This window comes from Chitinophaga tropicalis (assembly GCF_009758205.1).
Classification (GTDB): domain Bacteria; phylum Bacteroidota; class Bacteroidia; order Chitinophagales; family Chitinophagaceae; genus Chitinophaga; species Chitinophaga tropicalis.
The window spans coordinates 36,397-50,347 of record NZ_WRXN01000018.1 but is presented as its reverse complement, the minus strand read 5'-3'; the positions used below and the strand labels follow the sequence as shown (position 1 = coordinate 50,347).

At 44.8% G+C, this 13,951-nt stretch carries 12 protein-coding genes; 5 read left to right on the top strand and 7 right to left on the bottom strand.

Going from position 1 to position 13,951, the window contains the following annotated elements; all coding sequences use genetic code 11:
- Positions 1-149 precede the first annotated feature (149 nt).
- Entirely contained in the window at positions 150-1,418 is a 1,269-nt protein-coding gene (locus tag GO493_RS27420; RefSeq protein WP_232539131.1) for a BamA/TamA family outer membrane protein, read from the top strand.
- Here the strand turns inward: GO493_RS27420 and GO493_RS27415 are convergent.
- Positions 1,415-1,954, bottom strand: a complete 540-nt coding sequence (locus GO493_RS27415; RefSeq protein WP_157309439.1) for a GNAT family N-acetyltransferase — start codon at positions 1,952-1,954, stop codon at positions 1,415-1,417. The genes GO493_RS27420 and GO493_RS27415 overlap by 4 nt on opposite strands.
- Before the next feature lie 105 nt (positions 1,955-2,059).
- Between GO493_RS27415 and GO493_RS27410 the strand changes: the two genes are divergently transcribed.
- The 4 genes from GO493_RS27410 (at position 2,060) to GO493_RS27395 (ending at position 4,953) form a co-directional block, all read left to right on the top strand.
- A complete protein-coding gene (locus GO493_RS27410) occupies positions 2,060-2,677 on the top strand; it encodes a transcriptional regulator (RefSeq protein ID WP_157309438.1) in 618 nt (205 codons plus the stop codon).
- 1 nt (position 2,678) lies between these two features.
- On the top strand, positions 2,679-3,410 hold the full coding sequence (locus tag GO493_RS27405) for a DUF3307 domain-containing protein (RefSeq protein ID WP_157309437.1): 732 nt from the start codon (positions 2,679-2,681) through the stop codon (positions 3,408-3,410).
- A gap of 110 nt (positions 3,411-3,520) precedes the next feature.
- A complete protein-coding gene (locus GO493_RS27400; RefSeq protein WP_157309436.1) occupies positions 3,521-4,342 on the top strand; it encodes a DUF6585 family protein in 822 nt (273 codons plus the stop codon).
- Positions 4,343-4,488: 146 nt separating this feature from the next.
- Complete coding sequence (locus GO493_RS27395; RefSeq protein ID WP_157309435.1) at positions 4,489-4,953, top strand: DUF2231 domain-containing protein; 465 nt, start codon at positions 4,489-4,491, stop codon at positions 4,951-4,953.
- A gap of 46 nt (positions 4,954-4,999) precedes the next feature.
- Here GO493_RS27395 and GO493_RS27390 read toward each other — a convergent pair whose 3' ends face one another.
- The 6 genes from GO493_RS27390 to GO493_RS27365 form a co-directional block, all read right to left on the bottom strand.
- Positions 5,000-5,740 carry a carbonic anhydrase family protein gene (locus GO493_RS27390; RefSeq protein ID WP_157309434.1) on the bottom strand — a complete coding sequence of 247 codons (741 nt, stop codon included), beginning with the start codon at positions 5,738-5,740 and terminating at the stop codon, positions 5,000-5,002.
- A gap of 84 nt (positions 5,741-5,824) precedes the next feature.
- Entirely contained in the window at positions 5,825-6,331 is a 507-nt protein-coding gene (locus GO493_RS27385) for a YkgJ family cysteine cluster protein (protein WP_157309433.1), read from the bottom strand.
- A 171-nt stretch (positions 6,332-6,502) separates the two neighbouring features.
- Positions 6,503-7,738, bottom strand: coding sequence for a glycoside hydrolase family 88 protein (locus tag GO493_RS27380; RefSeq protein ID WP_157309432.1), 1,236 nt, complete (start codon positions 7,736-7,738; stop codon positions 6,503-6,505).
- Between the two features lie 5 nt (positions 7,739-7,743).
- Entirely contained in the window at positions 7,744-8,655 is a 912-nt protein-coding gene (locus GO493_RS27375; RefSeq protein ID WP_157309431.1) for a DUF5017 domain-containing protein, read from the bottom strand.
- A gap of 17 nt (positions 8,656-8,672) precedes the next feature.
- Complete coding sequence (locus GO493_RS27370; RefSeq protein ID WP_157309430.1) at positions 8,673-10,706, bottom strand: RagB/SusD family nutrient uptake outer membrane protein; 2,034 nt, start codon at positions 10,704-10,706, stop codon at positions 8,673-8,675.
- Between the two features lie 11 nt (positions 10,707-10,717).
- Positions 10,718-13,888, bottom strand: coding sequence for a SusC/RagA family TonB-linked outer membrane protein (locus tag GO493_RS27365; protein ID WP_157309429.1), 3,171 nt, complete (start codon positions 13,886-13,888; stop codon positions 10,718-10,720).
- Between the last annotated feature and the right edge of the window lie 63 nt (positions 13,889-13,951).

The window sequence follows — 13,951 nt, the reverse complement described above, 5'->3', positions numbered from 1 at the left end:
TTTGCTGCAGGCAAAAGCTTTTTTGAACAGTGCTTTTGGCATAAGCCCACGCGGTTGGTTTAAAATTTGTGTACTCTGCTGGTATATAAGCTAATAAATAAACTTATTCTGCATTGTTATACCGCCCGCTAAATATCCTGTTGTTGTTTTTGTTGCTATGTGTCTGTAGCCAGGTATATAGCCAGGTACCGGTGCCGGCAGATACCCTGAAAATAGACTCCCTGAATGAAGCCCACCGTCAGGTGGAGGATCTGTCAGGGCAGTATGATATCGGAGATCTGGTCCGGGCGGTGCTGTTTCCTAAAAGGCCACCAGTGCCCAAGAACAGGAAATCTTCCGGTATTATCGTTGTCCCCAATATTGCTTCCAATCCCACTATTGGGTCGCAGATAGGTATTAAGGCTGTTGCAGGTAAGAAATTTGGGAATGATCCTAATACACTATTGTCTGTAGGAGCCACATCTGCTTCCATTACCACTAAAGGCATCATCTATTTTTATATCAGTCATAATATCTATACATCCGGCAATAAATGGAACCTGCAGGGCAGCCTGGTAGCTGCAAAAACTGTAACGCCCGATTACGGGCTGGGAATAGGCAAAGGCTCTGATAAGAGTGAAACAGATAATATCCTTGCCAATCCCGGGCGTACACCCCGTGTGCTGCGTGCCCAGTTTTACAATTTCCGGGAGAAGGTGTATAAGGAAATTAAGAAGAACCTCTTTGCCGGGGTCGGTGTATCCTTCGATATCAGGAGAAAGATCGACGAGAGGGATACCGCCAACAGCCTCACTCCCTATAACATATATAGCGACCGGCACGGGTTCCCGCGGGATCATTATATGGCTAACGGCCTTTTATTCAATGTTCAGTATACTACCCGCGATAACCAGAATCGCGCTTATAAAGGCATCTATGCCGATGCTGGCTTCAGGGTCAACCAGACCTGGATGGGCAGTACGAAAAGCGCGGTACAGTTCACTACCGATTTCAGGAAATATGTAGGGCTTTCTACCCGTAACCCTGCACATGTGATCGCTTTCTGGAACTGGGGCTCTTACCTGGTTAGCGGGGCAGTACCATACCTTGAACTGCCGGGTACAGCCAAAGACCCGGGGTCCCGTAGTGGAAGAGGGTATACCGTAGGTTACTTTAAAGGAACAAAATATAACTATTCAGAAGTAGAATACAGATTCCCCATATTGAGGAATAACTTTATCAGTGGAGTAATGTTCTTCCATTTACAGACAGCCAATGATGAGATTGGTACAAAGTTATTCCAGGAATGGCAACCCGGCGGGGGAGGGGGATTACGCATACTTTTCAATAAGGTTACCCGCACTAACTTATGCCTGGATTATGCCTGGGGAAAATATGGCGCCAAAGGATTTTTCCTCGGTTTAAATGAAGCTTTTTAATCTATAAGTATCCTCCTTGTCTGGTATTCTGATCTCACTTCTGTAAAGCCGTTATTCTTATAGTTGGTAAGTGCATAGGGATGGTCCAGTTTACATGTGTTCAGCTGTATCCATTTGGGACCATAGCTCCACGCTTTCTCTATAGCCCATCTCAGGAAATATTTTCCATAACCTTTACCCGTAAATTCGGGATAGAGACCAAAATACAGTATCTCTGTAAACTCTTCACCTTTTATAAACTCTGCATAGCCTGCAGGTGCGCCATCAATACTGACAATAAAAATGTCAATATTATCTGCATTGATAAGCTCATGCAGCTCATCATCCGGCATTACCAGGCGGTCCAGCCAGTAATGCTTTTCTCCTACTTTATAATAATGCTCGCGGTAAACTTCTACGTCTATCGGCTTCTCCAGCAACGTTATTTTTACATTGTCTGCCGGTACCAGTATTTCTGCCGGAGGCGTATGCATTTCCAGGTAAGTAACCAGCGTCTGGCAGGTGCCTATTTTCTCTTTGTTGATGTTTATAGCCATATTATTATCTTGTAATATAAATATCGGTAATTCTACCGATATTTCAAATTATCGTTTAAACAACCGATATTTTAAATTATTGGTAATTTAGCCGATATTTGATTTATGACAAGTGTTATTACCGGAGATATTATCAATTCACGGAAAATGGATGATCCGGCAATCTGGTTAAATCCATTGAAAGCCCTTATGCGGGAATGGGGGAAATCCCCAAAGACATGGGAGATATATAGAGGTGACAGCTTTCAGGTAGAAATAAACGCTCCTCAACATGCTCTGTTAGCAGCAATCCGTATTAAAGCCTGTATAAAGTCTATTGAAAAATTAGACGTGAGAATAGGTATCGGGATAGGAGAGAAGAATTATGATGCTCCGAAAATTACCGAAGCTAACGGTGAAGTATTTATTAATTCCGGGGAGATTTTTGAAGAACTTAAAAAATTAAAACAGCACCTTGCCATCAGAAGCCCTTGGCCGGAATTAGATAATGAACTAAATTTAATGCTTCGTCTTGCGTCGATAGTTTTAGATAAATGGAGTGCTGCTACAGCACAAATAGTAGCAGCATCAATTGTTAACCGCAATCTTTCACAAAAAGAGCTTGGTGATAGAATAGAAAGGACGCAATCTACCATTAGTGAAACTCAGAAAAGAGCGCATTATGACGAAATAATGGATTTGATAGCCTTTTATGAAAAAAGCATCGTAAAGAAAATCAGCTGATATGATACTTTTACTTCAATTCTTTTTGGCTCATCTTCTCGGCGACTTTTTTTTACAAAATGATAAAATGGTTGCCAATAAAGAGTTGTTGAAATGGCGCTCTCCTTACTTGTATGTGCATGTTTTCATACACTTCATTTTAATTCTTTTAGTTACCTGGAACTATAGTTACTGGAAAGCAGCATTAATAATTATGGGTTCTCACCTGCTTATTGATGGAGTAAAGTTACAGTACCAAAAGCCAGGAAACCAAAGAACATGGTTTTTTATAGATCAGATCATCCATTTAGTTGTATTATTTTTCGTATGGTCATTCTATGAAAAAGTAACTTTGGATTACGCAGCTATAGTTACTCCCAGAACATTGATAATCACTACCGCTATTTTATTCGTATTGAAACCCGCATCTCTGCTTACAAAAATAGCAATCTCTAAATGGACGCCGGATACAACTGCTCATCCCGGGCCACATACAATAGTAATTGAGTCCTTAAAAGATGCCGGTGAATGGATAGGATTTCTTGAAAGATTAATGATTCTTATCTTCATTTTGTTAGGGAAATGGGAAGGAGTTGGCTTTCTGCTGGCAGCGAAGTCGGTATTTAGGTTTGGAGACTTAAAAGAGCCCAAAGAAACCAAGCTCACTGAGTATGTGGTGATCGGAACATTTCTGAGCTTCTTCATAGCCATTCTTACAGGAATTATTACCAACCAGCTATTAAGTATATTGTAAGATAGCTGTTAAACATAAAAAAGAAGGTCCCTCCCCAAAATCCCTAATTTTAACTATACCCCTATTCACCAGCCCCATCTATATTTGCGCTTTATATAAACAGGAAAACGATGAACACGCAAAACGAACTGGGTGGGCTTGTCTATAAATCGGCTCCGTCCAAAACCTTCTTTTACTTCTCTGTCGTAATAATGATCTTATTTTCAGCTATATGTGCATTGATTTACTTCGGAGGGATCTTACCCGTAAAAAACGGCACTGCCCATTTTTCCGGGGATATCAGTGTATTGTACGGCGCCATAGCCTTTATTATGACATTAGCCATCCTGATAATACTCCTGGCTAATTATCGTACTAAAGGGGCCGTATTTTATATATGTGAGCAAGGGATCATTGCTGATCATAAGGGACAGCAAAAAGCAACCCGTTTTGCAGATATGCGTGACATTTACCTCTTTTCATCCGGCAGGCAGCTTTATTTCCTGAATAACCTGGCCTACCGTAGTAACGAGCATCAGGAATGGCAGGCCATTCCTACAACATACAGGAATTCAGCTAAGGTGATTGAGTACATTCGTACACAGCATCAGGCAATACATGCGCCCAAAGTATTACAGCATTTATCTGCTGGTAAAAGCATCACCTTTCATTACATCGATCAATCTGCAGTGATCGCTAAAAAATTCACGGCAATCGGTACAAAATCGTTTCTGAAAGTGCAATCTAAAGAGCTTATTCTTCAGAAAGATTCATTAAAGATAGGAGACCAGCTAATTCCGTTATCAGATGTTCAACGCTTCTCTGTCAGCGACTGGACAAGCCAGATCCAGCTGTTTGACAGGCAGGGCAAACCATTGTTGAAAACATTCTTTTCCTCCGTTTTTAGCGGAGATACATTCGTATTCGTGTTAAATAGGCTTGTTAACCCATAACGACGACCAAACACATTGACTTGTTAACCTCTAAGTGGTCATAACTATAAATGTATAGTTGTGACCGCTTTAATTTAAAAGTATACTGCTGACCCGGCTTACCCATCTGGCACGCTTTTTCTACTGAAAATCAGTAAACAAAGCATATGTACAGTAAAGTAAAAATTGCAGGGCATCCTGTTCACCCGATGTTGGTAGCCTTCCCGGTTGCCTTTTACACGGCTACGCTTGTCTGTTACATTACCTACAGTTCCAACCAGGACCCGTTCTGGTTCAGAGTGGCTGTAGTGGCAAACATTGCAGGTGTGGCCACGGCAGTACTAGCTGCGCTGCCTGGCTTTATTGACTGGCTGTTTATACCTAAAGATGTCGGCGCAAAAAAGACAGGTCTGTTTCACATGATTTGTAACGTGCTTGCTTTAATATGCTTCGCTATTGTGGCTTTTACTGAATGTGGAAAGTGGGATGAGGTTAAACCTGTACTTGGCCTGGCTATTCCGCTTACTGTTATAGGATTTGGATTAACACTGGTTGCAGGATTTTTAGGATGGACCCTGGTTCAGAAGCACCATGTAGGAGTTGATATGGAGCATCAACCTGGGAAAGTCTGAATGAAAAAAAAGGGATAGCCATCAGAAAATGACTATCCCTTTTTAATTATAAAAATGTTACCTCTCCCGTTTTCAGGTTATAAAAAGCACCTACTATCTTTATCTCTCCCTTATCTTCCATTTCTTTCAGAATAGGGCTTTTGGCTCTTATTGTTTCAATAGTATTAGATATATTCTTCTTCGCTACATAATCCACAAAATCATAATTTTTAGAAGTCTTCTCTCCCTGGTAGTCCTGCGCCTGTGCTACTGCCGGCTGGATCTTTGTGAGCATTGCTGTGATGTTACCCAGTTCCACATGGTCAATAGCTGCTTTGATAGCGCCGCAGGACGCATGTCCTAACACTACTACCAGTTTGGCGCCTGATACTTTACAGCTATATTCCAGGCTGCCCAGCAGGTCTTCGTTTACAAAGTTACCAGCCACCCTTCCTACAAACAGATCGCCTATTCCTTTATCAAACAGGTCTTCTACCGGTACACGGCTATCTATACAGGAAATAACCGCTGCTTTGGGATATTGCCCCGCAGCTGCCTTTCTAACCATAGCAGAGTGGTTCCGGGAAGTAAGATTATTGCTGACAAACCGTTTATTACCTTCTTTCAGACTTTGTATCACAGCATCTGGTGTAAGGACTTTCTGTTCTTCTGCTGTCAGTACTTTCTCATGTACAGGTGTTGTTGCCGCTATAAGCTTAGGTTTTTGCTGGGCGTTTACTGATGAGTGAAAACATGTAGTTAGCATAGCCATAAAAGTAATGGCAAGGGGTGTGCTCAATTTTTTCATTGTTCCATTAAAGTTTGCGGAGCAAAAGAAGAGAATTTTTCAATAGCTTTCCTGAGGCTATCCCTATTTTAATGCTTTTTTAATTCAATAAGAAAATGCCAGTCTCCTCTTCATTTCTTCCAACACATTGTAAATGATAGGGCAACGGCCATAGTGCATCAACATGGCAAAGAGGCGGTTGGTAAAATGAGGTTGACTCAGGCCGGGAAATTCACGGCATTCTGCAAAGCGTTGTTCGTAAATAGTACAGCGGTTGTTATTAAGAAAATGGCAGGGAATAGTATTGACAACCATCATTGTATTGTCAGAACCGTTTTCAATATATTGTTCCTTCACATTATCTTCAGAGCGGTTTAAATGTGCCGCCAGTCGTCTTACCTCTTCCTGCGTAACATTGATCATCAATGAGCGGCAACAATTGCCGCAACTGGTACAATCTATCTGCGGAGTAATAATAGCATCAAGCTCCTGTGCAAGCTCATCAATATCAGCAGGTTCCTGTGTACGGAGAAATGCTCTGAATGCCTGGTTTTCAGCTTCCTTTTCCTGTGCCTCCAGCGCAATAATGTTGAGTTGTGTAGTGATTTTCAAGCTGCTAAGATACGCAAAAGAAAGAAAGCATAGTATGCCGGTTCAGATTCTTAGCCGGCCGCAGGCCCTATCCCCCCTCAAAAAAATAGATTTTGCCGAAGGCAAAATCTATTTTTTTGAGCAGTTTCTTTGTATAAATCCTAATTGGTGCACTAGATCTGTAAGCATACATTAATTCAGCGAAACTTTATACCGCTGTAACGCTTCCATAAAATAATAATCAGCATACACCAGCGGCACATCTATCTCCGTATTATGCGGAATGCTTCCCACACTGTGCATCAATATAAAGTTACCATTCTTTTCCTCCGGCGCCCTGTACGCAGGACTTGCCAGTGAATGCAGCATTTTGATCCCCGCCTGGCGGAATTTCAGCCCTTTACTCTTATCTGCATAACCACTCAGCTCAAACAATGCAGAAGCTACAATAGCAGCAGCAGAAGCATCACGGTACTTCACTTTTATTTTGCTGGCACTGGAGCGCACACCAGGTACATATCCTTGCTCCTGCGCGTTAAAATCCCAATACGGTATTTTGTCGGCAGGTAGGTTCCTGTTATCCAGGAACCAGTCAGCCATACCAATTGCGGTCTTCAGAAAGCGCGGGTCTTTCGTTTCCCGGTAAATCATAGTGAAACCATATATCCCCCATGCCTGGCCTCTTGACCATGTAGAATTATCTGCATAGCCCTGCGCCGTCTCCCGCGTCAATACTTTACCATTCGCCGTATCGTAACAAACCACATGATAAGAGCTGTAATCCGGCCTTACCTGGTTCTGCATGGCAGTCTCCGCATGACTCACCGCTATATGACGGAAGCTGGTATCTCCCGTCTCTTTTGAGGCAAAGAATAGCAGTTCGAGGTTCATCAGGTTGTCAATGATCACAGGATAATTATATAGCTGCTGACTATGCCACGACTTGAAAGCATTCCATGATTTAATACTCTTTGTCACAGGATTGAAACGGGTACTGAGCGAACGGGCTCCCTGTATAAGTATGTCCCGGTACGCTTTATTTCCCGTAAGTCTATAAGCATTGCCATAGCTGCAATACATCATAAAGCCAAGATCGTGATGCTGCGTGAAATCTTTCAGCGGTTCCAGCTTCTCCGTCCACTTAACAGCTGCCTGCTGTAACACCGGATCCTTTGTCTGTTCATAAGCATACCAGAGAGTGCCTGCAAAAAAGCCAGGCGTCCAGTCGTACATAGAAGTGGTGATCATTTTCCCTTCTTTATTGATAGTGCGTGGAAAAGCCAGGCTATTGCGGGATTCTGTATCCTTTAACATGTGCCTGAGCTGTTGCTGCGCAAAGTCTGCATTACTGCTGATAAAATCCTTTTCTTCGCTTAGCGGATAAGCAGTCAGGCCGGCAGTAAGAATGAGATAAAGCAATGGTTTCATAATCTTTATGGTGTCACTTTTATGATAAATTCCCGGACAATCTGTTTTTCTTCATCCAGGGTATGATTAAAGGCAACGAAAGTGGCCCTGTACACGCCGGCAGCCGGATAAGCATAAGCATATCCCGCTTTATCCGGTTCATTAACGCTCTTGATACCTGCACTCACATCAGGAGGAACACGGCCTGCATAAAGTGGTTTGGTGATGATCCAGCTGGTATTGGTAGATGCACTGCTGTTGCCACCGGTGATTTTGAGATCAGAAGCAGATATTGTCCACCTGCCATTGGCCGGGCTCCATACATTGCCATACCGTGTCCAGTAAGCCACATCTGTTGATAGTGCGCTTAGCGGAACAGTCTTTTCAGACAGAACATTATTTACTGTAAACTCTGTAATGGTCCATGTACGCTGTTGGGAGCCGGTTACTCCGCTGTATTTGAAAGCAATAAAGAGAGAATCGTTCTCATTAGCCACCAGGTCTGTCACATCAGCAACACCAAAAGGTACTACAGTAGCACTGGTAGCCAGGGCACCGCGGGTACTTATATCTGTCCATTCCGCATTCATTACAGAAACAGAATCAAGACCAGCCAGTTTATTGGTAGCCAACACCTGCAATGTATTCACCTGAGTACCCGATTCTGCTTTGGAAGAAAAACTCAACGTAAGCTGCCCCAGTTTGTAAGTAGAGGTTCGGCTATCATAACGCTTTCCCGCTTCTCCGGAATAGAACGCTATATTACCAATAGTGCCGCTGAACCTGAACCGGGTGGTGTCTCCCAGGCGGTAAGTGAATGTATCCGACACCATCCTTGCCGGATCTAGCGAAACATCGAAGCTGGGCGTATCTGTTTCCAGCTTTTTAGAGCAGGCGGCTGCAAAGAAAGACAACAGTATGATGAGTGATTTTTTCATGTTCGTGTTTTTAAGGATTACCAACCTTCATTCTGTACCAGTAAGCGATTAAGATTGAGTTCATAGGTAGGCTTCGGCAGCAGGACATGCCTTGCGCTCACATTACGCAGCCCCTGCAGCCCGTTGGGATTACCTGTAGACGTAACTCCCGCGCCATTGGAAGTAGCCCATACGGCAAAATTCTGCATGTCTGTCACAAAGTTCCCCCATCGTATCAGGTCTGCTTTCCTTACCGCCTCAAAACACAGCTCACGCATTCTTTCATCGCGTATTGCCAGCTGGAATGTTTCTTTGTTAAGGCCTGGCGTAAGATCAGCTTCATTGCCAACGGTAATGGTAGCCGTTGCACTTGCCGCCGGACCTGCATATGTAAACGCAGCGCCGGTTATCTCCGCGCTGGAAGCCCCGCTGGTATGGGTCGGTGGAGTATTGGTGGAAGTACCTGCCATTGTTACGGTGTACAGCACATTGCCATTGGTGATCTGCATGCCTTCTGTATAGCTGATGCCCGGCGTCCAGAAAGTACCTATCACTACAACAGGAGAGGAGGTATAGTAAGAACCCGCTGTCAATGCCCCCGGACTATTCAGATAAATGCCGGTGACTTTGCCACCTGTAACGATCGCCGTTCCGGTAGCGCCTGAACCCCCTCCACCGGTAATGGTAACTGCAGGTACTTTGGTATAACCACCGCCCTGGTTCGTCATAGTGATGGATTTCACTACATTTCCATTCAGCAGCCCATATCCTCTTTTCCTCACCTGGTTAATGTACGTATATGCGTTAGCAGGGCCATTCACATAGTTCTCCGCTTCCGCCCGCATAAGCAACACATCAGAATAGCGTATCACAGGCCAGTTTATATTGTAGGTACCACCAGCGCCATTTGTATTGCGGATAGCCTGAGATACATACTCCCTCCTGAATTTACCCGCACACATCTGCCAGGGATTCGGACGTGCCGCTTTAGTACGGGGACTGGTCCCGCTGTATATGTAATTTGCACAGTTCCAGTCACGGCGAATATCCAGTGAGGATTTGTTAGGGGTTGCAGTACTGCCGGGATCCACTTCATAAGAATCAAACAGCTTCCTGGTCACCCATACCCAGGCGGCCGAGTTGTAGGAGGTAGAATCCAGCGCTGTAAGGGTAGACTGTATACCCACAAAGTTGCCTATATCATTCCCGGATTTGTTAACCACACCGGCGGCAGCGCCGAGAGACCCCAACTCCCAGATGTTTTCTCTTACATCATACTGATCTCTTGCCAGGTTAATGAATATCTGCCGGTAATCAGGGTTCAATGCATGAAGGCCTGAATTGATCACCTTATCGGTATAGGTGATCACATCCTGGTATCTGGCAGTATTATTCTGCGGATAGCCTGCCCAGTAGAGATATACCCGGGCAAGCATAGCCTGTACAGCAGTCAGCGTAACCACATCGTTGAAACTTGTCTGGGCCACGGTATAGTCTTTCAGCAGCACTTCCGCCTCTTTCATATCTTTTTCAACCTGGGCATACACATCCGCCTGTTTAACGGGGGGAATGTTCACTTCATTGATAGCAGGAGTGTGTAACACTAATGGCACATCACCATAATTACTGGTAAGAATAAAATACAGGAACCCACGCAGGAACAATGCCTGTCCTTTAATGATATTCCTGCGGCCCTCATCCATCGCCGGTTTGTCAATGTTATCCAGCAATGTGTTGATATTGTTGATGCCCACATAGGAATAACGCCAGATGTTGCCTACATACACCAGTGAAGCATCGTAATTGTAACGGAGACCACGCGCATCGCCATCTGCAGTACGGTTAGACATCACCTCGTCCGTAGTGGATACAAAATTGAAGCCCATCACCTGTGCATATAGTTCCGGTCGCATCAGGTCTCCGTACACACCATTCAGCGCCTGTTGCAGCTGTGTTTCCGTTTTGTAATAATTTTCTGTTGTATAGAAATCCGTCGGTTTGGTATCAAGGAATTTTTTGCAGGAACTAAGCCCCGCTATTGCTATACATGCCAGGATGCAGATACGTTTCATGTTCAGTCAGTTTAGAAGGTTACACTTAAACCAGTCACATAAGAGAGGGAATGCGGATAAATGGCATAATCAAAACCCGGTGTAAGGTTGCCAGGCCGGCCGTTCACTTCCGGGTCCATACCGGAATACTTCGTCCACGTATAAATGTTCTGTGTAGAACCATAAATACGAAGGTTCCTGATCTTCATGCGCTTCAGCAGGGCCCCCGGCACATTGTACCCCAGGGAAACCGTCCGTAGCTTCAGGTAAGAGCCATCTTCGATCACACGGGAAGAGTAAGCCGCATTGCCCATACCACCGGCACGGAATAGCGTGTTGCTCGGGTTGGTAGGTGTCCAGCGTTTGGAATAAGTGGCAAACTGGTTCAGGTTCGGGTTGTTCACAATACCCCCTTCAAACACATAACGGTTCGCATTGATAATATCATTGCCATAAGACCATTGCAGCAATATGTTCAGATCAAAATTACCGTAACGGAAATCGTTGCTGAAACCTCCTGTATGTTTGGGTAAACCACTGCCAATAATAGTGTAATCCTGGTTGTTCACCTGCAGGTCCCCATTCAGGTCTTTGTATTTGACATCTCCCGGGCGGATAGAATTACGTGCCGCGCCATTGGTAGTTACATCCGGTTTAAGCAGGTAAGTACCATTCGGCATCATATCGAAATCAGAATACTGGTACACTCCGTCAAACACCAGTCCGTACATTTCTCCCAATGGCCTTCCTATTACAGAGATGTAGGGGGAGAGACCAGAGAAAGTAGTATTGAAGAATGTACCTGAACCTGAAAGAATGGACTGTTGTCCTTCTGCGAGCGATAGTATTTTGTTTTTATTGAAGCTGATATTGAAGCTGCTGTTCCAGCTGAATTGTTTCTTATCTATGATCACCCCTGCTATTGTGATCTCCAGGCCTTTGTTCTGCAGCTTACCCACATTCTTGAATCCCTGCGCGCTCTCTATGCCATGAGCATAAGGTAATGAGGCATTCAGCAAAAGATCTTTCGTAGTACGTTGATAGGCGTCAACCGTCAGCGTCAGTCTGTTTTTCAGGAAGGCCAGATCCAGTCCTATATTGGTTTGCTCATTGGTTTCCCAGCGCAGGTCCGGGTTACCGGAAGATATCATTACGGCCCCTATGCTTAATGGCCCGTTCCCCGAAGAATACCAGTACTGGTTATTGGTCAGCTGCAATTGAGGCAGGTAAGCAAAATCTCCCACCCGGTTATTCCCCGAAGCACCATAACCCAGTCTTATCTTAGCATCAGTGATAAAACTTACTCCCTTCATGAACTCCTCACTGCTGAAGCGCCATGCGGCAGATGCAGAAGGAAAATAGCCCCACTTGTTCCCTGCTGCAAATTTGGACGAGCCATCTGCGCGGAGTGAAGCTGTGAACAGGTATTTCGAATTATAATCATAATTCACACGCAGGGCGCCTGACGCCATCGTCCATCCTGAACTGAGAGAGGTCAGTGAAGTATTGGCAGGCGCCGCCAGGTCTATCGCATCCAGTCCAAGATCTTCATTCGGGATTTGATTAGCAGAGAGCTTCCGCTGTGAATATTTATATCCCTGCGCCTCGAATACGCCGAGCACTGTCAGGTTATGCACCTTATTCCAGCGTTTACGGTAGGTCAGCGAGTTCTCCGAACGCCAGAGTGAAGACGGCCTGAAGTCTATACTGCCGTTTACGCCATTGGAATTCCATTTACTGCCGGATTGCGTTTTGGAGTTGTTGAAAATATCTATCTCCGTATTCACAGTATTGATCCCACCTGCTACGCGCAACGTCAGTTCTTTAGTGATCGCATATTCTGCATAGGCATTGGCTATGAGGTTGTTCACCCTGTTCATAGTATACTGGTTCCTGATATTCTGTAACGGGTTCACACGATAGTCCTGGTTGTTGGCCAGTTCATTGCCCGGGTCATAAAACTCGTCCACCAGGTTCACAGTACTGTCTCTGCCGGCAATACTGGTTGTTGGCCGGAAACCCCATACAGAATATAATGTGGTGGCAGAAGCATAGAAGTTGGTAGCAGAAACAGGTATACCATAGGTTTCATTGTAGGCGTAATTTGCATTGAGACCTACCTTCAGCTTGCTATTCACAGTCTGGTCAAGTGAGAACCTACCCTGGTAACGTTTAAAACCGCCGTTAATGATAATACCCTTCTGGTTATTGTAGTTACCGGAAATTGAATACCTGGTCTTATCATTTCCTCCCCGTACAGCTATATCATGGTTTTGATTCTGGCCCACACGGTAAATATGGTCCTGCATATCTACTGATTCCTTATTGCGGTAATCCTCCAGCGTTGCACCACCGGCCAGGTAAACAGAATCGTAAATAGCCGGGTTGATATCGCCCACGTATCGCACAAATTCATACGCATTCATTAACGGTATCTTATTCGGGATCTGTTGCCAGCCATAATAACCATTATAAGTAACCTGAGGTACGCCTGTTTTACCTTTTTTCGTGGTGATGAGAATAACCCCGTTAGACCCCCGGGCGCCGTAAATAGCGGTGGCAGAGGCATCCTTCAGTACGTCGATCGACTCAATATCTGCCGGACTGATCGCATTTGCATTGGAACTTTCCGTCGGGAAACCATCAATGACAAAAAGAGGGGAGTTGTCCTGCGTAATAGATCCCGCCCCGCGTATCACAATATTGGCGATAGAACCCGGCTGACCGTCATTACTCGCCACAGCCACCCCTGCTACCCGGCCTGCCAGTGCTTCATCGAACGACTTTACCGGCGCTTTTTCAAAGTCCTTCATATTCACACTACCCACAGCGCCGGTCAGATCTTTTCTTTGCTGGGTGGCATATCCCACTACAACTACATCGTTAAGCCTGCCGGCCTGATCGCTCATCCGTATACTGTACTCCGTCCTGTTGTCTGTCACCTGCTCCGTTTTCCCGAATCCTACAAAGGTGAATACCAGCGTAGCGCCGGTGGAGACAGAAATTGTAAAACGGCCATTCCCGTCCGTGGTAGTACCGGTCTTTTGGTCCTTTACTATTACAGTCACTCCTAATAGTGGTGTGCCATCTTTGTCCTTCACTGTACCGGACACCGTTTTTTTCTGTTGAGCAAAAAGGGAAAGAGGAATGAGTAAGATCCAAAGGAACCATCCCTTACAGGTTGATTGACATTTCTTTTTCATAATAGTGGAATTGAGCGATAGTATATCAGTTTAGTCTTTATCTGGCCGCAGGCCAGAAAGTCC